Source organism: Amantichitinum ursilacus (assembly GCF_001294205.1).
GTDB classification, from domain to species: domain Bacteria; phylum Pseudomonadota; class Gammaproteobacteria; order Burkholderiales; family Chitinibacteraceae; genus Amantichitinum; species Amantichitinum ursilacus.
This window is the reverse complement of record NZ_LAQT01000009.1, coordinates 1-22,725: the sequence shown is the minus strand read 5'-3', so window position 1 is coordinate 22,725 and position 22,725 is coordinate 1. Positions and strand designations below refer to the sequence as shown.

General features: G+C 62.3%; 13 protein-coding genes. 1 reads left to right on the top strand and 12 read right to left on the bottom strand.

Annotation, left to right across the window (positions count from 1 at the left end):
* Positions 1-11: 11 nt before the first annotated feature.
* From narJ to WG78_RS11505, 4 genes are all read right to left on the bottom strand, one after another.
* Positions 12-683 (bottom strand): nitrate reductase molybdenum cofactor assembly chaperone, encoded by a 672-nt coding sequence (narJ, locus tag WG78_RS11520; protein ID WP_152969163.1) that lies wholly within the window; start codon positions 681-683, stop codon positions 12-14.
* Positions 680-2,230 (bottom strand): nitrate reductase subunit beta, encoded by a 1,551-nt coding sequence (gene narH / locus WG78_RS11515; protein WP_053937982.1) that lies wholly within the window; start codon positions 2,228-2,230, stop codon positions 680-682. Before narH ends, narJ begins: the two co-directional genes overlap by 4 nt.
* Positions 2,227-5,925 (bottom strand): nitrate reductase subunit alpha, encoded by a 3,699-nt coding sequence (locus tag WG78_RS11510; RefSeq protein ID WP_053937981.1) that lies wholly within the window; start codon positions 5,923-5,925, stop codon positions 2,227-2,229. The genes narH and WG78_RS11510 overlap by 4 nt, the downstream gene beginning before the upstream one ends.
* Positions 5,926-6,058: 133 nt before the next feature.
* Positions 6,059-6,751, bottom strand: coding sequence for a TetR/AcrR family transcriptional regulator (locus tag WG78_RS11505; protein ID WP_053937980.1), 693 nt, complete (start codon positions 6,749-6,751; stop codon positions 6,059-6,061).
* Between the two features lie 102 nt (positions 6,752-6,853).
* Between WG78_RS11505 and WG78_RS11500 the strand changes: the two genes are divergently transcribed.
* On the top strand, positions 6,854-8,002 hold the full coding sequence (locus WG78_RS11500) for an FAD-dependent oxidoreductase (RefSeq protein WP_053937979.1): 1,149 nt from the start codon (positions 6,854-6,856) through the stop codon (positions 8,000-8,002).
* A 77-nt stretch (positions 8,003-8,079) separates the two neighbouring features.
* Here the strand turns inward: WG78_RS11500 and WG78_RS11495 are convergent, their stop codons facing one another.
* From WG78_RS11495 to WG78_RS11460, 8 genes are all read right to left on the bottom strand, one after another.
* Entirely contained in the window at positions 8,080-9,465 is a 1,386-nt protein-coding gene (locus WG78_RS11495; RefSeq protein ID WP_053937978.1) for a NarK family nitrate/nitrite MFS transporter, read from the bottom strand.
* A 163-nt stretch (positions 9,466-9,628) separates the two neighbouring features.
* Positions 9,629-10,072, bottom strand: coding sequence for a bacteriohemerythrin (locus tag WG78_RS11490; protein ID WP_053937977.1), 444 nt, complete (start codon positions 10,070-10,072; stop codon positions 9,629-9,631).
* A gap of 147 nt (positions 10,073-10,219) precedes the next feature.
* On the bottom strand, positions 10,220-13,336 hold the full coding sequence (locus tag WG78_RS11485; RefSeq protein ID WP_053937976.1) for a DUF6519 domain-containing protein: 3,117 nt from the start codon (positions 13,334-13,336) through the stop codon (positions 10,220-10,222).
* Between the two features lie 57 nt (positions 13,337-13,393).
* Positions 13,394-15,538: a hypothetical protein gene (locus WG78_RS11480; RefSeq protein WP_053937975.1), complete on the bottom strand. Its 2,145-nt coding sequence runs from the start codon at positions 15,536-15,538 to the stop codon at positions 13,394-13,396.
* A complete protein-coding gene (locus tag WG78_RS11475; protein WP_053937974.1) occupies positions 15,535-18,681 on the bottom strand; it encodes a putative baseplate assembly protein in 3,147 nt (1,048 codons plus the stop codon). Before WG78_RS11475 ends, WG78_RS11480 begins: the two co-directional genes overlap by 4 nt.
* On the bottom strand, positions 18,678-21,152 hold the full coding sequence (locus tag WG78_RS11470; protein ID WP_053937973.1) for a putative baseplate assembly protein: 2,475 nt from the start codon (positions 21,150-21,152) through the stop codon (positions 18,678-18,680). Before WG78_RS11470 ends, WG78_RS11475 begins: the two co-directional genes overlap by 4 nt.
* Entirely contained in the window at positions 21,149-21,508 is a 360-nt protein-coding gene (locus tag WG78_RS11465) for a GPW/gp25 family protein (RefSeq protein ID WP_053937972.1), read from the bottom strand. Before WG78_RS11465 ends, WG78_RS11470 begins: the two co-directional genes overlap by 4 nt.
* Before the next feature lie 4 nt (positions 21,509-21,512).
* On the bottom strand, positions 21,513-21,836 hold the full coding sequence (locus WG78_RS11460) for a hypothetical protein (protein WP_053937971.1): 324 nt from the start codon (positions 21,834-21,836) through the stop codon (positions 21,513-21,515).
* Positions 21,837-22,725: the final 889 nt, after the last annotated feature.

The following is a 22,725-nucleotide window of genomic DNA, read 5'->3' as shown; positions in this document are numbered from 1 at the left end:
TCGAACCGGCGTCAGAGCGCCGGGCGCGGTGCGGGACGCGGGTAGAACTGCACGGTCTGCGGGCCGGCCTTGCCCAGCAACGGTTCCACGCCTTGCAGATCGGGGCCGAAGGTTTCAAGCGCCTCGTCCATATCACGCACTGGCGGTTGCACCAGCGGCAACGGCGTAACGCTGGCCAGGCTAACCAACGCGCTAAACACGCAGGCATAGGGCGACGCCACTGCCGTTAGCCGCTCGCCAATCACGGCGATCACGTGCACGGCTTCATCCAGAAACGACAGCGCAATCTGCGGCGACACCCCGCCGAGAAACTCCAGCATCAAGGGCAGATAATCGGGCAGCTCGCTGGCCTCGATCTGCAGACCGTGCTGCTTGTACGCTTCCATCAAATCGACCATGGCCGGGCCACGATCGCGGCTTTCACCATGGATATGTTCAAACAGATGCAGCGAGTATTTGCGACCGCGATCAAAGGTATCGACGTAGCGTTCTTGTGCTTGCAGCAGCGGCGTCTGGCTGAGCGCTTGCAGCAGCGGCGCCAGCTTCAGGCGTAGCCCGCCTGGCGCGTCGGCCAGCACGCCGTCCAGTTCGGGCAAGGCGTCGAGCAGATCCTGCTCCGGGTATTGCAGCAAGGCCGACATCACCTGGAAATGCAGCGTGGGAAACTGTGCGCGTTGCATCATTCCACCTCCGCTTGTTTGCGCGAAACAGGCAGGTCGATGCGATGCACGATGCCTTTGGCGCGTTGACCAAACAGCCCCTGCGGCGACACGCCACCCGAGCAGCCGTTGCCAAAGGTAAAGCCGCATGCGCCCTTTTCGTTAAAGCTGTCTTCCACCATTTCTTTGTGGCTGCCGGGAATCACAAAGCGGTCTTCGTAATTGGCGATGGCCATCAGTTGGTACATCTCGTTGACCTCGGCGGCGGTCAGGCCCACCTGGTCGAGCACGTCCTGGTTTTCGGTGCCATGCACCGACTTTTGCCGCATCCACGCGCGCATGGCCAGCATGCGGTCCAGCGCGTTCAGCACGGGCGCTTCGTCGCCCGCAGTCAACAGATTGGCCAGATAACGCACCGGAATCCGCAGTTCCTTCACGTCCGGCAAGATGCCGTTTTTGCCCAGCACGCCGCGTTCGGCGGCCGACTGGATCGGCGACAGCGGCGGCACGTACCAAACCATCGGCAGCGTGCGGTATTCCGGATGCAACGGAAACGCAATCTTCCACTGCATCGCCATTTTGTAGACCGGCGAACGCACGGCGGCATCCAGCCACGACTGCGGTATGCCCTGCTTCAGCGCCTCGGCCTGCACCTCGGGTGAATGCGGATCAAGAAACAGGTCCATCTGCGATTGGTACAGGTCTTTTTCGTCCGCCATGCTGGCGGCGTCGGCAATGCGGTCGGCGTCGTACAACATCACACCCAGATAACGGATGCGGCCCACACACGATTCCGAACACACTGTGGGTTGGCCACCCTCAATGCGCGGATAACAGAACGTGCATTTCTCGGCTTTGCCCGACTGCCAGTTGTAGAAAATCTTTTTGTACGGACAGCCCGAAATACACATACGCCAGCCGCGGCATTTGTCCTGGTCCACCAATACAATGCCATCGTCCTCGCGCTTGTACACCGAGCCGGACGGACACGACGCCACACAGGCCGGGTTAAGGCAGTGCTCGCACAGGCGCGGCAAATACATCATGAAGGTGTTTTCAAACGTGGCGTGGATGTCTTTCTGGATGCCTTCAAACAAGGCGTCTTTAGAGCGCGCCGCGAATTCGCCGCCGAGGTCATCTTCCCAGTTGGGGCCCCAGTTGATCTTGTCCATGATCTTGCCGGTCAGCACCGAAACCGGTTGCGCGGTGGGCGGCGTTTTTGATTCCGGCGCGTTTTGCAGATGCGCGTAATCGAAGGTAAACGGCTCGTAGTAATCGTCGATTTCGGGCAGATGCGGATTGGCAAACAGGCTGGCCAGAATGCGCAACTTGCCGCCCTGGCGCGGCTCCAGCTTGCCCGAGGGCAAACGCTGCCAGCCGCCGCGCCATTTTTTCTGGTTTTGCCATTCTTTGGGGTAGCCGATGCCGGGCTTGGTTTCGACGTTGTTAAACCACGCGTATTCGACGCCATCGCGACTGGTCCACACGTTTTTACAGGTCACCGAACAGGTATGACAGCCGATGCATTTGTCCAGGTTAAGCACCATGGCCACTTGGGCGCGGATTTTCATGCTTTTTCTCCTTCAACGCGCGCGGTCTGCAGCCAGTCCACGTTTTTCATCTTGCGCAAAATAACGAACTCGTCGCGGTTGGCGCCCACGGTGCCGTAGTAGTTAAAGCCGTAGGCCTGCTGCGCGTAGCCACCGATCATGTGCGTGGGTTTCAGCACGGTGCGCGTTACCGAGTTATGGATGCCGCCGCGCTTGCCGCTCATTTCCGCGCCGGGCACGTTCACGATTTTTTCTTGCGCGTGGTACATCAGGATCATGCCGTCGGGCACGCGTTGCGACACCACCACGCGGGCCGTCAGCGTGCCGTTGCTGTTAAACGCTTCCACCCAGTCGTTATCCACCAGCCCCGCCTTGATGGCGTCGGCTTCGGACACCCACACGTGCGGGCCGCCGCGGCTTAGCGTCAGCATGCGCAGGTTGTCGGAATAGGTGGAATGGATGCCCCACTTCTGATGCGGCGTGATGAAGTTAAGGACGATCTCTTTCTCGCCATTGGGCGATTTGTTGAGCATGGGCGCGACCGTTTTCAGATCCACCGGCGGCTTGTACGCGCACAGGCCTTCGCCAAAATCGAGCATCCAGCGGTGGTCCTGATAAAACTGCTGGCGGCCGGTCAGCGTGCGCCACGGAATCATCTCGTGCACATTGGTGTAGCCGGCGTTGTAGCTGACTTCTTCCGATTCGATGCCCGACCACGTGGGCGAGCTGATGATCTTGCGCGGCTGCGCCTGCACATCGCGAAAGCGGATTTTGTCGTGCTCGCGGCCGCGGGCCAGATGCGTGTGGTCGCGCCCGGTTACTTGCGACAAGGCGGCCCATGCCTTGACCGACACATGGCCGTTGGTTTCCGGCGCCAGCGTCAGGATCATCTCGGCCGCATCGATGGCGGTGTTCAGCCTGGGCTGGCCATTGGCAGCTACGCCGTTCAACAGCGCCAGCTCGTCGATTTCGCTGCCGGTTTGCCAGAAGATGCCCTTGCCGCCGTTATTCACTTTCTTCAGCAGCGGGCCCACGGTGGTGAATTTCTCGTAGATGCGCGTGTAATCGCGTTCCACCACCGTCATATTGGGCGCGGTTTTGCCGGGGATCAGATCGCATTCGCCGAGCTTCCAGTCCTTGGGCGCAAACGGCTGGCCCAGCTCGCCCGGGCTATCGTGCATCAGCGGCGTCAGCACCAGATCTTTTTGCGTGCCCAGGTAGGGGCCAGCGATCTCGGTAAATCTGGCGGCGATCGCCTTGTAGATTTCCCAATCGCTCTTGCTTTGCCACAGCGGTTGCACCGCCTCGCTAAGCGGGTGAATAAACGGATGCATATCCGAAGTGTTGAGATCGTCTTTCTCGTACCAGGTGGCGGTCGGCAACACGATGTCGCCGTACAGACAGGTGGTGGACATACGGAAATCCAGCACGGTCAGCAGATCCAGCTTGCCTTCGGCGGCGGGGCGGATTTTGACTTCGGTCGGCTTGATCGCATCGGTTTCATCGCTGAACACGGCGTTCTGTGTACCCAGCAAATACTTGAGAAAGTACTCGTGCCCCTTGCCCGATGAGCCCAGCAAATTGGATCGCCAGACAAACAGATTGCGCGGAAAATTCTTCGGGTTATCCGGGTCGTCACAGCTCATGTTCAGCGTGCCGGCCTTCAATGCCTGAGCGGCAAATCCCACCGGATTAACGCCTGCGGCTTCGGCCTGGCGCGCCACGTCTAGTGGATTGGTTTCAAGCTGCGGCGCGGACGGCAGCCAGCCCATGCGCTCCGCTTTGGCGTTGAAGTCGATCAAGGCCATATCTTGATAACGCGCGGCGTCGGCGGTGGGGCCGAGGATTTCGGAAACGCCCAGCCGTTCGTGCCGCCACTGGCTGGTATGCGCATAAAAGAACGACGTGCCATTCATCTGGCGCGCCGGGCGTTGCCAGTCCAGCGCAAACGCCAGCGGCGTCCAGCCCGGTTGCGGGCGCAGTTTTTCTTGCCCCACGTAATGCGCCCAGCCACCGCCGCTTTTGCCGACACAGCCGCACATCATCAGCAAATTGATGATGCCGCGGTAGGTCATGTCGTTATGGAACCAATGGTTAAGTGCCGCGCCGACCACCACCATGCTCTTGCCCTGCGTGTCGTGCGCGTTCTGGGCGAACTCGCGGGCGATGATTTCGACATCACGCGCGGGCACACCGGTGTGTTTGACTTGCCACGCCGGGGTATACGGAATGTCCTGGTCGTAGGCGCTGGCGACATGCTCGCCGCCCATGCCATTGTCGACGCCGTAATTGGCCAGCATCAGGTCATACACGGTGGCCACCAGCGCGATGCTGCCGTCTTTAAGCGCCACGCGCCGCGCCGGCACATTGCGAAACAGCAGGTCCTCGGCCTCGCCACCAAAACAGGAGAAACCCACGCTGGCGATCTGGTCATGCGTGCCTTTCAGCGACAGTTGCGGGTCAATGTCGCATCCGTCGGCCAGGTTTTTCATTTCCAGATTCCACTTGCCTTTGCGGCCCTCGGCTTCATTCCAGCGCGAGCCGATCGTGCCGTTGGGCACCACCAATGCGCCGGAGTCGGCGTCGACCATGACGGTTTTCCAGTCGGGATTGACCGTCTCACCCAAGTCGTTCGGCAGCATCGATGCGCGCAGAAAGTGATCGGGCACCACGCCCGCGCCATGCTGGCGCAACATCACCAGCATCGGAAAATCGGTGTACTGCTTGCCATAGTCGCGGAAATAAGCGGACTGGCCATTTTTGTGGAATTCATTGAGCACCACATGGCCCATTGCCATGGCCAGCGCGGCATCGGTGCCCTGGCGCGGCGCCATCCACAAATCGCCAAACTTGGCCATCTCGCCAAAGTCGCTCGACACCGCCACCGTCTTGGTGCCCTTGTAGCGCACCTCGGTATAGAAATGCGCGTCGGGCGTGCGTGTCATCGGGATATTGGAACCCCACACCATCAAATAGGTGGAGTTGTACCAATCGGCGGATTCGGGCACATCGGTTTGCTCGCCCCACACTTGCGGGCTGGCGGGCGGCAGATCGCAATACCAGTCGTAAAAGCTCAGCGGCACGCCGCCAATCAGGCCCAGATATCGGGCGCCAGCGGCGTAGCTGACCATGCTCATGGCCGGAATCGGGCTGAAGCCTATCACCCGATCAGGCCCGTATTGCTTGATGGTGTAGGCGTTGGCGGCCGCGATGATTTCGGTGACTTCGTCCCACTGCGCGCGCACAAAACCACCCTGCCCGCGCACCTGCTTGTAGCTGGCCGCTTTGATCGGGTCTTCGACGATGGATTGCCACGCTTCGATCGGGCCCAGCGTTTTGCGCGCATCGCGCCACAGTGCGGCCAGCCTGCCGCGGATCAGCGGATATTTAACGCGCTGCGCCGAATACACATACCAGGAATAAGACGCGCCGCGGGGACAGCCGCGCGGTTCGTGATTGGGCAGATCGGGCCGCGTGCGGGGATAGTCGGTTTGCTGCAGTTCCCATGTAATCAGCCCGTTTTTGACAAACACGCGCCAGGAACAGGAACCGGTGCAATTAACGCCGTGCGTGGAGCGCACCACCTTGTCGTGCGCCCAGCGATTGCGATACCCGTCCTCCCATTTGCGGTCTTCGTTAACCACAGCGCCGTGGCCATCGGCAAAGGTTTCCCGCGTGCGGGACAAGAACTTAAGGCGATCAAGAAAATGACTCATGCGAACCCCGTGTGAGCATGTTGCATGCGCTGCAAATTAGAAAAGCGCGATTGCAACCGATGCTAGGCAGGGTTGGCTTGATGGGGTATTCGCCGCTGGGCGTGGCGGCGGGCCAAAGACGGTCTAGTCGGGACTAGTCCTTCTGGCCAGGGTGCGCGTACAGGGTTTCCATGCCCTGCAATATCAGGTCGAGGCCGGTCAGATAGTCCGCGCGATCATCGTGGTCGCGTAACTGGTCCGCCACGCTGCGGGTAAATGAAAATTGCTGCGCGTCTAGCTGCGACCAGCGCGTGGCCATGGCATCGAGAAGGCTGGCGCGGTCGTAGGCATGCGTTCTGGCGATCTGCGAGTTGGCCGCATTCTGCCCGGCCACGCCCATGATGTAGTTGACCAACGCACACACCGCCGCCCATTGCCCGCCATGCGGCACGCCCAGCGCATCCACTTGCCGCCCGATGCGTTCCAGAATGCGCACGCCGGGCAGTTCTCCCGGCGCACCAGCCAGCGCCGAGCCCACCCAGGCGTGCGCATCGATGGCATCAAACAAGCCCAATGCAATGTCGCGGATTTGCGCCGCGGGCGAGCCATCCACGGCGCACTCAGCCAGCGTGTGCGCGATCACGCTATCGCAGGCGGCGGTCAGCAAATCACTTTTGTTGGCGACGTGGTAATAGATTGCGCCTGCACCGGTGGCCAGGCGCTCGGCGAGCGCACGAAACGTCAGGCCATCCGCGCCACCGGCATCCAGCAATGCAATGGCGGCGTCGACTATGCGTTCGCGCGACAACGATTCGTCTCTTCTTGGGGAGGGGCGTGTTTTTTCCATGGGCCGCATCTTGACACAACAGGAACAACGTTCCAACAATACGCATGGAACAACGTTCCACAACAACAACGCGGCCTGGCCGCCTACCGCAAGGAATACACGATGACTACTTCCATCGCCATTATCGGCGCCGGCCTGGGCGGCCTGTTATTGGCCCGGGTGCTGCACGTGCATGGCATCGCCGCCACCGTATACGAAGCCGACGCCTCGGCCGGCGCGCGCACGCAAGGGGGCCTGCTGGATATCCACGATTTCAACGGCCAGATCGCACTGAAGGCCGCTGGTTTACATGCGCAGTTTGTGGCGCACATCCATGCGGGCGGCCAGGCCACACGCGTACTCGATCTGCACGGCACAGTGTTGTCTGATCAGGCCGATGATGGCACCGGCGGTCGCCCCGAAATCCTGCGTGGCGATTTGCGCCAGATTTTGCTGGATGCCTTACCTGCAGACAGCGTGCGTTGGGGCCATAAGCTGACGACCATCACACCCGTGGGCGACGGCCAGCACGCATTGCACTTTGCCCATGGCGCGCGCGTGACCGCCGATTTGCTGGTTGGCGCAGATGGCGCGTGGTCCAAAGTGCGACCGCTGCTCAGCAATGCCACGCCCACGTATACCGGACTGACCTATGTCGAGACCAGCCTGACTCCCACCAACCCCGCGCATGCCGCTGCCGCACGCGCAGTAGGCACGGGCGCCATGTTTGCGCTGACGCCGGGCCAGGGTGTGATGGCGCACTGCGAACCGGGCGGCGTGCTGCATGCCTATGTGGCGCTGCAGCGGCCGGAGGACTGGTTTGCCGAGCTACGCAATGCCGATTCCGCCAGCGTGCGCCGCCGCATCGCCGAAGAATTTGCGGGCTGGGCGCCTGAACTGACCGCCTTGATCACGGAAGGCGACGGCGCCCCGGTGATCCGCCCTACCTATACCTTGCCGGCAGACCACCGCTGGTCGCGCAAACCTGGCCTTACCTTGCTGGGCGACGCGGCGCATCTGATGGTGCCGTCGGGTGAAGGCGCCAATCTGGCGCTGTACGACGGCGCGGAACTGGCGCGCGCCATCGTGGCCAGCCCGAACGACCTGGAAGCCGCATTGCTGGCCTACGAAACCGATCTGTTCAGCCGCAGCGCCGCCGTCGCGCAGGAAGCGCTGGAACTGATCGAGGTTCTGTTTGGCGAAGGTACACCGCGCAGCTTGCAGCAGATGTTCAGTCAGGGCGATGTGGCGGCGGCGGATATCCCCAGCTAGCCGTTTTGCGCTTGCAAAAAACACCGCCGGAGCATTGCGCTCCGGCGTTGTTTTTAGTTCGGCTACCGCGATTCAGATCAACACGGCATTGCTGCGCCCTTGCGGGCATAGCGCCACCACGTCAGCAGCACGCACGTCGCATAAAATCCCATCAGCACATACAAGGCCACTTGCGCTTCGCCCGTGGTTTTCATCGAAATACCAAATAGCTGCGGAATCAGAAAGCCGCCATACGCGCCAATGGCACTGATAAAACCACCCGCCGCTGCCGATTCGCGCGCGCCTTCGACTTCCGCCACTTGGGGGGAGCCGCCCTGTTTCTGTGCCTCACGCTGTGCGGTGGTGACGAAGATGGTGGGGATCATGCGATAGGTAGAACCATTGCCCACGCCCGCCAGGATAAACAGCGCCTGAAACGCGAAGAAGAAGCCCCAGAAATTGCCGCCCTCGCCGTGCGCCGGCAAAAAACTCAGCGCCAGGCCGGCCGCGACGATCATCAACGCGAACACGGCCAGGGTAACGCGAGCGCCGCCCAGCTTGTCCGATACCGTGCCGCCCACGGGCCGGATCAGCGCGCCAATCAGCGGGCCGATAAACACAAACCAGGTGACATCCACGCCCGCAAACTGCGTTTTGCTGAGCAGCGCAAAGCCGGACGAGAAGCCAATAAAGCTGCCGAACGTGCCCAGGTACAGCCAGCACATCAGCCAGTTGTCTTTGCGGCGGAAGATGGTGGCTTGCTCGGCAAACGATGCTTTGGCGCTCGACAGATCATTCATGCCAAACCATGCCGCCAGCGCCGACACGATGATGAAGGGTACCCAGACAAAGCCCGCGTTCTGTAACCAGATCTGCTGCTCGACGCCGTCGTTGACAAACGTTTGCGCATCGCCGCCCATTACGCCGAACACGCCTCCGGTAATCGCCAGCGGCATCAGCAATTGCGCTACCGACACGCCCAGATTGCCCAGACCGGCATTCATGCCATTGGCATAACCTTTCTGCTTTTTCGGGAAAAAATACGCGATATTGGCCATGGAACTGGCGAAATTGCCGCTACCCAGGCCAGTGAGCAGCGCAATGATCAGCATCGTGGGGTATGGCGTGCTGGCATCCTGCACGGCAAAACCCAGCCACACGGCCGGGATTAACAAGGAAGCCGTCGACAGCGCGGTCCATTTGCGGCCGCCGAAAATGGATGGCATAAAGCTGTAAAAGATACGCAGCGTCGCGCCCGACAGCATGGGCAGCGCGGTCAGCAAAAACAGCTGGTCTTTGCTGTATTTAAAGCCCACCAGCGGCATCTTCAGCACCACGATGCTCCACATGATCGAGACGGCGAAGGCCAGCAACAAACAGGGTATCGAAATCCACAAATTGCGACGGGCGATGCGGGCGCCCGAATTGCGCCAGAAGGTGGCGTCTTCTGGCTCCCAACGGTCAATAACGGCGGCAGAAGCCATGATGGTTTTTCCATGAGGTGATATACGCCTCAAGGCTATATGGCTTGCCTGCGCAACCTAACTGGCCAGAAGTGCAGCGCCGCCTGCGCAGAATAACCAGCAGGTGCAGCCAGCCGGCCAGGTCCGACTAGTCCTTTCGAACTAGCAACCCGTCCACACCCGATCAGCCCAACAGCCGCGACAACCAGCTACGTTTTTGCAGTCTGGGCTGCACGCCGCGCGCCAGAAAGAAATCGGTATAGCGCGCATCGCCTTCCTGGATATGGTGAGTCAGCCAGTTGCGCAGAAAATGCAGCAGCTCAAACGTCACCGCCTGGCCCTGGGCCACGCGTTGCTGAAAGCCCTGCAATTGTTCGATCAGCGCCTCGTGCTGCGCCTTGTGCCCGTCGTAATCGGGGTAGCCCATAATGCGCATCAAGCTTTCTTCCACGGTGAAGTGGATGCGCGTGTAGTCGGCCAGTTGCGTGAGCGTGGCCTCGACCACTTCACGCCCGTGATGGCTGCGGATGGCGTCGTGCAGGTCGTTGAGCAGATTGACCAGTACTTTATGTTGCTCATCAATTTCCTCAATTCCGACCGAAAGCGAGTCGTCCCAGACTATCAACATGGAGGCAACCTTAAGAAAAGTCTTAGTTTGTCATCCATGCCGTCGGCATTTTTTGCGCTGGATCAAGGCGCGATCAAATGCAGCGGATTAACCACAGCGGCCGGCCGGAGCGTATCCAGCACCGACTTTCAAGGCGGTGGCCTACGCCTAAGGCGCGTTAGTGAGCGCCATGCCGCCATTACCAAACGCCTCGGCGTTGTGCCCGGCCGTATACAGCGTGCAGGCCTCGGCCATATTGCCCAGATATTTGCCCTGCATGGCCATCGCGTAGCCGACAAAGCTAAAGGTCGCCTCGACCAGGTTATCGGTCAGCGCAATGTGCCACGCCAGAAAGTACTGCGGGCCCGCCCCGTTAAACGCGCAGTCACTGGCAACCAGACTACGGAAGGCACGGGGCAGCGCCCCGCTCTGCGCCAGCTGCTGCTTGGCGGTCTGCACGTATTCATCGGCCAGGTTAATTTGCCAGACCCGGTCATTGCGCAGGCGCAACTGGCCCTGCGTGGGCACCCACCTTAAAGACCCCGTACGCAATTGTTTGTCGGCCTGGCTGATCAACGCCTGCAGGTTTTCGGCCGTGCCTTGGCTGCCGTAACACAGCAAATGGCCATCGATATGGCTGTCGGCCAGCAACACGTCGCCCTCTGCATCCTGCAACGCCAGCGCGGTGCCCGCGGTCGGCATAAAAATGGCGAAGCGCAGTGCAGCCATGGCCAGCGCCAGCGCGGGCGCGTCAGGCGGGGTGGGTGCGAAGAGCCATTCGTCCAGATCGCGCAGCGCCCTATAGAGCGTCATGGGCCGGATGGCGTTGTCGCCGCTGGTGGCTCGGCCGATCTGGCTGGCCAGCAGGCGGGCCTGATCCGGCACACTGATAAAGGCCAGAAACGCGCGCGCGGCGTCCAGCGACACCGGCAGCCACAACGCGGCCTCCACACAGATGGGCCGCAGCGATTCGAGCAGCGGAATCCGCGCGATGACCATATCCAGCGTGTCACTGACGGCGGTTTGCCATGCCCGCAGCGTGCAGCCCTGCACGGTGATCTGGCGCGCGCCGCCCACCGTCACCAGCGCGCCAGCGCTTGATTTCAGACCATTGATATTCACCTGCTCCAGTCGAACCTGGTCGCAATGGTCAAACACAAAAGGCAAGCCGTCGCCGGTGCAAAACGCATCAAAGTCTTGCAGCGCCACCGAGCCATAACCGCTTAACGCAATGCCCAGCGCATCCATCTGCAGTTGCGCGCCGGGCCCGATGCCGTGGATGGCCAGATGCGTTTTGCTGTCGCCAGCCAGGCTGACCGGCTTGCTCAGCACATGCAGGCCCGGCAGCAGGCACAGACACACCTCGCTGCCCGGCTTGCTCAGTTCCAGCAAGGCCGCCTGCAGATCGCCGTATTGCCCGCCCAGTCCCACCGTGACGCAACATCCGCCACCCCCACCGCCGCCTTTGGCGCACAGCGCATCAATCGCCGCCTGCACGGTGTTGATTTTGGCGGCGGTCATGTCCGGGCATTTAGCCGGGTCATACGCCACCTGCGCCGCCACGGACAGTTGCGCATTAAAGTGAATCTGATTGTATTTGCCGCTCACCGGTGCGCCTGACGCCAGCAAGGTGGCCACGCAGGTTTGCGTCAGATTGGCGGAGTTGGCCAGCGACCATGACACGCTGGCGATGCCATTGGCGGTGGTGGTGGCGATTGCGCTTAGCCCGCCGCCCGCCAGAGCGCCCTCGGTGACCACAAAGCTGACCGACGCATTCGCCACCGGAAACTGCCCGTTAAACACCGCCACTTCCAGCGGTTTGGGCAGCGCCACATTGCTGGCCGGGTTAAGCGAATCGGGCAGCACGCTCTGGCCATCGCCGCCCACATAAAACAGATTGGTCAGCTGGCTGAGCGTCGGGAACACAGCACGGCAGTCATCCAGCTTGCTCCACACGCCGCCGCTGCAAGCAAACAGGGCCAGTTTGCCAAACGCACGCAAGGTGCCTTCCGGGGCCATAAACAAGGCTTTGCCATCGGCCGCAGCAGGCCACAACACATCCGAGGTGGCCGTGCGCGCCGGGATGGTCCAGTAATCGCCCACCCGAAAATGGCCATCGACAAAGCGCACTTGCACGCCGTTTTCCAGCGCAATCCAGCCATCGGCATAAGCGGCCGCCGCGGGCTTGCTAGTCAGTTCGACCAGATCATCCCACCGCCGTACGCGCGGGTTGCTGGCAAACAAAGGTTGGTCGAGCGGACCGGTGGCCGTGGTCAAGTCCACCGTCACCACGTTGCCCGCTGTGCGCGTCACCTTCACCAGCGTGCCCGCCAGGCCCAGCAGTTCGTGCGTGTCGTCGTAAAACTCCACCCAGCAACCGGCGCTGATGCTCAGATAGGCGTCGCGGCCGATGCTGGCCACTTCAAATTCATTGGCGGTGGGGTCATTCAGCCAGCGCACCACGGTGCTGACGATGCAGCCATTGTCGCGCGACCATTTGAATCTGGCCTTGCCGCCGCCGCTACCGTCGTCATGGATTTCCACGCGATACAACTGGTTTTCCAGGCTGCGATAGCCGGCTTCGGGTGTCAGCAAACACAAATCTGTGGCCGTCGCGCCGGGCTCCGCGCGTGCGCCCAGCGTGCCATCGGGCGGTTTGATCAAGGCATCCCATGGGGCCAGCGGGGTGGCGCAAGTGGGCGCAGGCGACACTGCACCCACATCCAGCAATTTGATCTGCCACACCAGTTGGTCGCGCGTGGCGGAATCGGGCCCGCCCAGCGCCACTTCGCGGATCAGCGGGTCTTCCAGCGCGGTGATATGGCGCAGCCACGTCTCGATATACGCCACGTAAACGCCATCCGCCGGGGCGGCCAGCGCGCCGCCGCTGCCATAGTTCTGAATGCTGGTCAGCGGTACTGCACCCGCGGGCGGCAAGCCCAGATAACCGCTACTGGTCACGATAATCGGCGACACATTGCCAGGCAGGCTGGGCTGGCTGATCAGCGTGGCGGCCGCTGCGTTTTCGCACAGCAAGCCATTCAGATAAATGCGGCCCGGGCTGATGGCGATATTGCCGCCGCTCACCGTCAGATCAAACCCGTCCAGCGCCAGCGGCGCGGCCACATCGCCCAGCGTGTCGCGCGTTTCGGTCTCCACGCGTCGGTTGACGATGGCGTTCTGTTCGTTCCAGTCGGCATCCAGTTGCACCCGCCCTTGTTGCATGCGCACGCTGCGGTAATGCAGCGCAGGCTGGTCGGTGGAGCGTGTCAGATCAGCTTTCATGGTGTTTCGTCCCGATGGGTTAGGCAGAGCCGTTTTCTATCTATGATCCCGTGCCGGTCAGTTCACATAAATCACCCCAGCCTCCAGGCCAAAGCGCAGATATTCGTCCAGCGCCTGGCTGAGATTGGCCTCGCGTTGCGGTTGCTGCAGCAAGTTCCACACGCCCATTTCCGCGCCGTCTTCCGCGCCGGTACGGATTTCGGAGGCGGTGGTTAATTGCAGTTGCGCATAGGCCGCGTGGCCGTAGGTGGTGGAGGTAAACGCGGGCGTGACGCGGATCGATTCAACCAGCGCCGGGCCGTTGGCCAGGCCTTGTTTAACCAGATCAGGCTGGCAGCGATAGCGGCTGGGCGTTTGCGAACCCAGCGGGATATAGCAAAAGCGCACGCAGCCATCCTGCTTGCGCAAGATGTTCAGCGTGTCGGTAAACAGACTGTTGCCCGCCGCCAGTTGCGTGGCCGCGGTGCTGCCAAACACGCTGCAGCGGTCCAGGCTAAGCGCGGTATCGGGCAGGTTCAACGCCACCTTGCCGATGCCATCGATAATGCTGTAACTGGCGCTGACACCACCCAGCGCCTTATTGGCCTGGATGCTGCCGCAAATGCAGGCGTTCAGCGTGATCTGCACATTGCTGCCGCTGCTGCCGGTATGGGTAATGCCGCCACGTGCCGGCACCAGCGTGCAACGGCGCAAATCAATCTGGTCGAGCGGGCCATCGATATGCAAAGCGCCATCCAGCAACACGCCCGATAGCGTCAGATGCGTGCTGGCGTTGCCCTTCAGCACCCAGTCGCCATACAACACCGGGCGACGGCCGTTATCGGCTTCGATGGCCAGCCAGGTATCGGGCAAGTCCAGATGCGGCGTTAGCGCCTCGGTGTGATCGGCGTGCAGATAGATCAGCGTGCGCGTGCCGGTGGCCAGCGCGGCCAAGGCTGCCGTCAAGCTGGCATGGTCGCCCGGCACTTGCCACACCACATCAAAGTCGCTGGGGCTCAGCAACCCCAGCGTGGCGTCGTCCTCGCCCACGAGGGGGCGCCGGTCATACGGCCCCGCGCCCACATCGCCCGCAAAGCCGTACGCATACGACACCTCGATGCTGCTGGCGCTTTTACCGCTGGGTAGCGCCACGCGGCCTAATACCGGATCAAAACCCACCGCGTAATGCCCCGCCGCCACCGCCGCCGCATCGGGAAACTGCTGTGTGCTGCCGTCGGCCCTGGTCACCGTTAATTGCGCGGGCGGACGTTGCCAGTCATCCGGGTCGCCCGAACTGGCTTTGCTCAGCAACGCCAGATCGCACACCACCAACCATTCCGGCGCAATTTCCACGCCATCACGCCAGATGCGCAGCACCGGCTGGTCGGGATCAAAGTAATTGCGCGTCAGCGTTTGTCCATCGGCCAGCGCCTGGCGCAAGGCGGTCAGCTCGGCATGCAAAACGCGGCGCGATAAGGGCTCGGGCACGTTAATCGGCTGCGCCAGTTGCGTGACGGTGTCTTCGGTTTGCGGCCGGTTGTACAGCTGGCCTTGCGCCACCGTGGCGGTTTCGGCCGGGCTGTAGCGCAAGGCATCAAAGTAATAACGGCCCGCCGCGCCGGTGGCGACCGGTGCCGCAATACGCTGCAAGGCATAGGCCTGCAAGCGCCACAGATACAGTCCGATATTGGGCAGGTTGTAGCGCCCAGCCGACAGCGGCCGCACCTCCGCGCTGTGCGCCGCGCTATCGAACGGTCCGTCGATGCGTTCCAGCGGCAAGGCGTTGCGGATATCGGGTGTGCGCAGGTTGTGCAGTCGCGTGTGATTGGCGTATTGCGTGGTGCCCATCAACTGAAAAAACTCCACCGCGCGTGCGCGCCAGCCGGTGCAATCAAACGCCAGCTCTTCCAGCACCGGCACCGTGCCTTTGCGCCGACGCAGTCGCAGCGTATTGGCCACCAGCGCGCGCTGGCCAAAGGTGTGCGTGCCGCTTACCGCATACAAGCCGCGCACGCCCAGCAGATCGCCGATATACGGAATCAACCAGTCATCGCAGGTTTCGATAAACCAGTTGTCGTACAGCCGCGCGATATCTTGTTCCACCAGATCGCCCTGCGTGGCGATGATGTCGAGCAAGGCGCGCAACGGTCCGCCCAGCGCGGCATCGCGTTCGGCATAAAACGCGGGTAGCCGCGCAAACAGAAAATCGGCATCGATGGTCATACGCTCAGCTCCGTCAGCACGATGTCGGTGGGGTCAATCAGCAGCAGTTGCGCAGCGGCAATCACATTGCCTTCCCAATGCGCGCCGCGCGCACGCAAGCGGCCATCGGGGCCGGGCACCGTGTTGCTGCCTTGGCGCAAGGTGTTCAGATCGATGCGTTCGACGCCGGTGACGTTCTGCATCACCGCCACCACTTCGCTGCCGCTTAACGATTGCCCGTAACTGCGCGCGCCAAAACCAAACTGCGTTTGCAAGGCGGACTTGATCGCCGCCAGCACCGCAGCGCTGTCGTAATCGGGCAGCACGTGTACACCAGCGCTCAGGCCAAAACGCAGTTGCGTACCGGGCGCCACGCGCAAGGCCTGGCCGGCGGGGCGTACGGCATCGATGGCGGCGGTCAGGTTTAGATACAGCGCTGAATCAGCGGCGATCTGCGCGCCATCGCTGCCCATCACGGTCAGATGCACCAGCCGGCCTTCGCCATTCCACAACCACACGGCTTGCGCCTTGCCGATGCCGGCAAACGCGGCGGCAAAGTTCTCGAAGTCGCGCAGCGACACAATGCGGTCCAGCGTCAGCACCGTGAGCGGCGCATTGGCGCGTGCCTGCTCACCTTGCTCGGGGTCGGTGCCGCCACTGGCCGCAACCGGATTAACCACGCCCTTCACGCCCAGCGCGCGGCTGAGCAACAGGTTGATCTGACCAGGCTTTAGATTGCCGGGCGTGCCGATGCCGACGCGGTAGGTGGCTTGCACATTCATCTGCCCGCTGGGCAAACGGCTGCCGTGTTCGCCATCGCCAAATTGCAACGTCACCGTGCCGTCATCGCCGCGCCGCACCAGATACGATCGATCGGTGGGCGTCAGCGCGCTCAGGTTGGCGGCCTCGTGCCACAGCAGATCATCCACCCGCACTTGCAGGCTGCTGGCAATGCCCTCGGCGGTGCTGGCCGACACATAAGTCAGCGGGGCCTGGCGCAGATTAAAGCGCTGAAAAGCGCTGCCGCCGTCCCCGCTGCCCACCACCTCAGGCTGTATCTGCATCTGCTTGCTATCGCCGTGGCTGGCCGGGGCCACATTGGCGTTGATGCTCACGCTTAACGGCAAATAGGCGTTGATCAGGTCGGCGGCCAGCGTGATCTGCGTGATGCCCGCCGTCGCCGTTACGCTCTGCAATTGCTGCACTTCGCTGGCCGCCGCCAGCATCACGCTGGCGACCTGGCCATCGGCAAAAGTCAGCGTCGCGTTAATGCCGTCGCGATTAAATTCCACCGCGGCCAGGGCGTCACCCGCCAGCAAGCGGGTACGGGCAGCGGCATTGCCCGGCGCATCACTCAGCGTCTGCCCGCTGATGGCCAGCCATGCGCCCGCCGCCAGATCCGGTTGCAGACTCGCCAATTTCAGCACATGCCCGCGCACCAGCCCCGACACCGGTCGCTGCGCCCACGGCAACGCCACCGATTCACCAAACACGGCGGTGTCGCGGATGCGGTTATTGAACACCTCGTCGAGGTTTTCCCCGTTCAAGGTCAGCCGACTGGTTTTGCTGCTGAGCGTAAACGCGGTGCGCGCCGATTCCGCATTCTCGACAATCTGATACAGCTCCTGATACTCCGGCACCGCCAGCACGGCCCAACTGCCGGGCACCCACTTGGGGTAGCTGGCATCCAGATGCACCGAATGCACATCGCTCGGATACAAGCGGTTGGCCGGGATCACATGGCGCGCCGTCAGCGGGCCGGACCATTCCAGCACCAGCGTGCTGGGGCCGCCGCCCTGAAAGTACTCGACCACAATCGGCACCTTCTGCCCCGCACTCAGGTTATTGGCGGTGCCGCTATAGGTAATGGGCGATTGCGATTGCCACGCGTTGACCAGCAAGGTGCCATTGACCCACAGGCGCACCCCATCATCCGAGGTCACAAAAAACATGAAACTGCCGCCATGCGGCATCTGCACCCAACCCGTCCAGCGTGCGCTGAAATTGCTGGCCGGCACGCCACTGGGCCATGGCAAGGCGGGCGTGATGCCGGTATTGAAATTGAGCTGCGCATCCACCCGGGCAAACAACTGCGTCTGGAAATGCGTCACGCCATCGTCCGCGTAATACGTACCTTGCAAACCAGTGCCCGCCGCAGTGGTGTCACCGGGCGGATCGGAAATCTCGCCCAGGCAAAAGCCGGGCCATTGCGGATGTTCGGCAATCGGCACGTTGGGCGCGGGGGTGCCTGCGGGCGAGGTATCGATGCCCAGATAGGTGGCGCGCAGGCTGGCTGGCATGGTGCGCCAGTCGGGCGCGTTCTGGCCGAATAGCGCGGCGCGCGTGCGCAAGGCGTAGCAACGCGGGTTGGCATGCGCCGGTTCCACATGCGGCGTGACCGAGCCTAACGGCCGATCCAGCAGCACCACCGAATAACCCGCCAGCGGATCGGCCGAGGCCACGGCAGGCGGCACCACTTTGACGCTGGCCACACGGCGCACGTCCCAGTTTTCGCTACCCACGTTATCAAGGCGTTCGTCACCCACAATCAGCACCATGTCGCCGCGCGCCAGGCCGGTGTTTTGTCCTTGCAGATACAGCGTGCTGCCGCCCCATTGCGGCAATGCGTCTTGCCATGCCTGCACCGCCAGCGCATTCCACGCGGCATACGCTTGCAGCGGCACCAGCGTCTCGAACACCTGCGCTTGCTGATCTTGCTCGGGCACGCTTTGCGCCTTGGTGCCCACGTCGATGCGCGTGGTTAACGGCGCACCCGGCGCAGTTTCCAGCGTAAAGGCCAGATACGTGGATGCGGCCACGCCGGGGCGCAGTTCGTAACCAATCTCGCGGCCCAGTTCCAGTACCGAACGCCGCTCGGTGGCCGTGCGTAAAAAGCCTTCGTTGATGATGCGTTCCTGATAAAACCCAAGCACATCCAGCACCGCCGCCCACGCATCCAGCAAGGCCAACGCCGGATCATCGCTGGCGCGCGTGCTCAGGCCTTGCAAAGGGGCCGGGCCGCTTAGCTGCGCACGTTCGCTGGCCAGAAACCGACCTTGCGTACCCACCCGATACACCAGCGCGGTCTGGCCCGGCGGGTTCAGTTCATCGACCGGCGTCAGCGCTTTGACGCCACTGCAGCAACCGCAATCGGCATCGCTCACAGGCCACCTCGCATATCCAGCGTTAGCCGGCCGTTTTCGGGGAAATTGGGGTCGTTATCCAGCCGCAATACTTCCAGCGGCTCAATCACGATCTGGCCACTGGCGATCTCGCCCGCCGCCACTTTGCCCCAGCGTTGAAACTTGACCACGCTGACCGACGCCACGCCGGTGACGGCCTGCACCGTGGCCAGCAAAGCCGACAGGGCCAGCGGCTGGCCAAAGCTGAAGCGGTCTGGATCAAAAAAGCCAGGCTGATTGCGATCATCCAGGCCGGTGCCCAGGCGTTTGAGAATGGTGGCTTTCACCGACGCGGCAAAGTAGCCGGGCAGCACGCAAATCAGCAGCGAGATATCGAGCGGCACATACACCGGATCGCGCAGATCCAGGTCGTAACCCGCCAGCCGGAAGCGCTCCAGAAACGCCAGCAAATCTGCTCTAAACCCATCATCCAGCGCCACGCCACCGACGCGGTCCACGCTGATAAACACCGTGTACCAGCTGCCGGTCCAGCGCAGCCGGGCTGCGGCGCGTTGCACTTGCGGATGTTGCTCGGCGGCGCGGGCGTAATCGTCGGTGGTGACAGCGCGTTGCTGCGTGCGAAACGACTCGGGGGCATACAGCTTGATGGCGTCGGCGCTTTCAGGCTCGGTGCCGCCGCCGGCCGCCAGCGGATTGCGCACCGCCACCACAAACGGCGCCAGCGCGGCGTTGTTGCTGACCAATCGGGTGATGCTGTCCGCGCCCACATTGCCCAACATGCCGCCACCCAGCCGATAGCTGGCCAGCAGGCGCAAACCGCTGGCGGGCAACTGGCCATTGCGACCATCGCCAAAGCGCAGCCATGCGCCACCATCGGCTTCGGTTTCGATGACAAATTCCTGGGCAAAGCGGTCGCTATCGAGCAGATCGCGTTGCGGCAACCACGGCACCGCCCCTGTTAACGGCTGATTGCCATACACGGCCGGATCGTCCGCGCGCAATTGCATGCCCGAGGGCAAGGCGTTGCGCGGATCTTGCTGCAACGCGCGCGTGGCCGACCAGCCTGCCGCCAGCGCCACCGCATGCGTATAGGGCTCGGCCCAGGCGATGCCGGCTTCCTGCAAGCGCGGGCGATAGCGGCCGGTGCTGGGTGCGGCATCGGGCACTAATGCTTGCCATTGCTGCGTCATGCCATGGTCGGCCAGCACCACATTGCCGCGCGCCACGGCGATGGTACGGATATCGGTGGCGCCACCATCGGCAAATTCGGCGCGCACGCACAGCGGAAACGCCAACGCATCGTCGCTGTGCCAGCTCACCAGCAACAATTTTTGTCCGCCGAGCGGATCCGCGCCCTCTTCCACCTGCGTCAGCCGCACGGCGCAGCGATGCGACGGATCGGCATCGGCGGCAATGCCGGTGGTGGGGCTGCAGATTTCTTCCAGAATCAGCACCATGCCCGGCGTCAGTTTAAGCGGCGTGGGCGGTAGGTTAACCGGTGCGGGCACTGGCACTTGCACCAGCGCGGCGCTGGTGCTGCCCTTGGCCAGGCAAAAATGCGGATCACCCCAGTCGTGGATTTCAATGCGGCTTTGCGCGGATTGCAGCGTTACCGCTTCCAGCGTCTCAAACACTTGCGTGCTGCCGTCGGGCAAGGTCTCCAGCGTTTCAAGCGGCACCCACGCCGCGCTGGTCGCGCCGCGCGACAGCAAGGCAGTGCCTTCCGGCACGCTCACGCCATCGGCGTTGTGGGCAATCTCAAACGTCACATACACGCGGCTATTGCAGCCTTCATGCACGCCGTAATCCAGCAAGCGCGCATGCCGCCGCAACGAGGTTCTGCGCCGCGCCGTGCCCAGATAGGCCTCGGTGCCCACCGCGTCCTGGTAGTAGCTCAACTGGTCGCCCACATGCGCCAGCATTTCCACCAACGCGACGGTGAAATCGGCCGGATTGGTTTCGTTAAAGCCGGGAATCATCTGGCCCATGCGGTCGAGCATCAGCCGGCGGAAACTGCCGTAATCCTTGGCCAGATAATCCAGCAACGGCTCGGGCGGCAGCACCGGGCTGCATGCGTGGTCGGTGGCGCAATCGAATTCGTTGGGGCACTGCACTTTAAAGCTGAAGCGGATGCTCGATAACAGCGGATCAAAGGGTGGTGTAAAGCCCGAAGGCACATCGTCCGGCGCGGCCGGGTCTTGCAGGATGAACTGGTACCACGAGTAATCGCCGGGCTTGTCCACCGTCACTTTCAACTCGTTGCCGGTGACCTTGACGTCAATGACCTTGATGCCGGTAATGCGCACGCCGCCATCAATCCGGCAATGCGCTTTGCTGATATCGGGCGATGCCGGATACACCAGCACCACCTTCAGCACGGTCTGGTCGGCGCTGACCACCTCCAGATAATCGATGCCGGTCAGCGTGGGCGCCGGCAGGTCTTTCAGCAACTGCAGCCGCGTGCCGTGGTCGGGGCGAAATTCGCGTTTCATGCCAGCTCCTTGGCGTACCGGGCCAATTGGCGATCGCGGTCCATGCGCGTGATGTATTGCACGGTGACGTTGAGCGTGGCGTCGTCGCATTGCACGGTGACGGCTTCGACTTCAATCAACTCGCCCAGCCACTGCTGCAACGCGCCTTGCACGGTCATCTGCACCGCGGCGCTGAGGGCGTCATTGTTGGGGGCAAAGGTCAGCTGCAACAGGCCGCAGCCAAAGTCGGGGCGGTTAACGCGCTCGCCAGGCACGGTAAACAGCACTTGCTCGATCATGTCGCGGATATGGTCGTCGCCGAACACTTCGGCGGAACGGCCACGCGCGTCGATGCGAAATGGAAAGGCGAGCGACATGGGTTCAGGTTCCTGTAACGCGCATTTGCGAGACCACGGGCATCAGCGGCGTGCCGGTGGGGGTGCACAGCGAGGTGCCGGTAAACAGCAGCACGGGTTGCCCGCCGGCCAGCACCCGGGTGGCCCCCACCAGCCATTGCGCGGTAACGCAGGGGCCGTTGCCGGCCGGCGGCGGTGGCATGGCGCAACCCGCCACCACCCACGGCGCGGTGAGCGTGGTCACGGGCTGGCCCGATACCGTCACACGCGGGAATGGCGCGGTGGGGGTGGCCTGGCCGCCGTGGGCGCAGAGGACGGTGGCGCCGGTGTGGAGGATGAAGCCGGGCATAAGGTGTCCTTTTGTTGTGGTGCTGGAAAAGCTTTTGCCGCTAGCCTGGCGGCGGGGTTTGGGGTGGCTGGTTTTGCTGGAACTTCGGTCTTTAAATGCTTGGCCTGTGGTGCGTTTTTGATGTTCGGCTTTGCTAGAGCCTGGACCTTTGACCGCTTGTGCTTGCGGCGCTTGTTTTGGTGTTCGGCTGGTGCCGATTAAGCCTTTGACCGCTTGTGCCTGCGGCGCTTGTTTTGGTGTTCAGTTGGTGCCGAATGAACCTTTAACCGCTTGTGCCTGCGGCGCTTGTTTTGGTGTTCGGCTGGTGCCGAATAAGCCTTTGACCGCTTGTGCCAGCGGCGCTTGTTTTGATGTTCGGCTGGTGCCGAATAAACCTTAAACGCTTGTGCCTGCGGCGCTTGTTTTGATGTTCGGCTTGTGCCGAATAAGCCTTTGACCGCTTGTGCCTGCGGCGCATGTTTGGATACCCGGGGGTGCCCGGGAGCACGTCACTTTTCTTTGCTTCGCCAAAGAAGAAGTAACCAAAAGAAAGGCGACCCCACTCGCGGCTCCGCCACTCGCCAGGGGGCCCGCAGGTCAAAAGCCGAAACGGACCGTCTGTTACTTCGATGGCTCAGTTGCCGCTCCGCGGAACTTCGGTCGGACGGAGCCCCAAAACCGGGTCTCCTTCCCCTCCCTCGACAGGTAATGATCGTTGTCGGGACACTGTGCTGCCTCGTTCCTTCGGAACATCGGGTGGGCGTGGTTGCGACGGGTAACAGTGAACATTGGCACCGCCTGCTTAACGCACCCACCCCGCACGGCCACCGCCGTCTAACTTGTCACCGTCCCGCCACGAACCACCAACATCTCATAGGGTGGGTCAAGACCCACCACCCAAAGCCGCATG

Coding starts and splice junctions, on each gene's coding strand:
- WG78_RS11485 (WP_053937976.1), bottom strand. CDS start 13,336: ATGAAAGCTGATCTGACACGCTCCACCGACCAGCCTGCGCTGCATTAC.
- WG78_RS11500 (WP_053937979.1), top strand. CDS start 6,854: ATGACTACTTCCATCGCCATTATCGGCGCCGGCCTGGGCGGCCTGTTA.
- WG78_RS11470 (WP_053937973.1), bottom strand. CDS start 21,152: ATGAAACGCGAATTTCGCCCCGACCACGGCACGCGGCTGCAGTTGCTG.
- WG78_RS11505 (WP_053937980.1), bottom strand. CDS start 6,751: ATGGAAAAAACACGCCCCTCCCCAAGAAGAGACGAATCGTTGTCGCGC.
- narJ (WP_152969163.1), bottom strand. CDS start 683: ATGATGCAACGCGCACAGTTTCCCACGCTGCATTTCCAGGTGATGTCG.
- WG78_RS11510 (WP_053937981.1), bottom strand. CDS start 5,925: ATGAGTCATTTTCTTGATCGCCTTAAGTTCTTGTCCCGCACGCGGGAA.
- WG78_RS11495 (WP_053937978.1), bottom strand. CDS start 9,465: ATGGCTTCTGCCGCCGTTATTGACCGTTGGGAGCCAGAAGACGCCACC.
- WG78_RS11490 (WP_053937977.1), bottom strand. CDS start 10,072: ATGTTGATAGTCTGGGACGACTCGCTTTCGGTCGGAATTGAGGAAATT.
- WG78_RS11465 (WP_053937972.1), bottom strand. CDS start 21,508: ATGTCGCTCGCCTTTCCATTTCGCATCGACGCGCGTGGCCGTTCCGCC.
- WG78_RS11460 (WP_053937971.1), bottom strand. CDS start 21,836: ATGCCCGGCTTCATCCTCCACACCGGCGCCACCGTCCTCTGCGCCCAC.
- narH (WP_053937982.1), bottom strand. CDS start 2,230: ATGAAAATCCGCGCCCAAGTGGCCATGGTGCTTAACCTGGACAAATGC.
- WG78_RS11480 (WP_053937975.1), bottom strand. CDS start 15,538: ATGACCATCGATGCCGATTTTCTGTTTGCGCGGCTACCCGCGTTTTAT.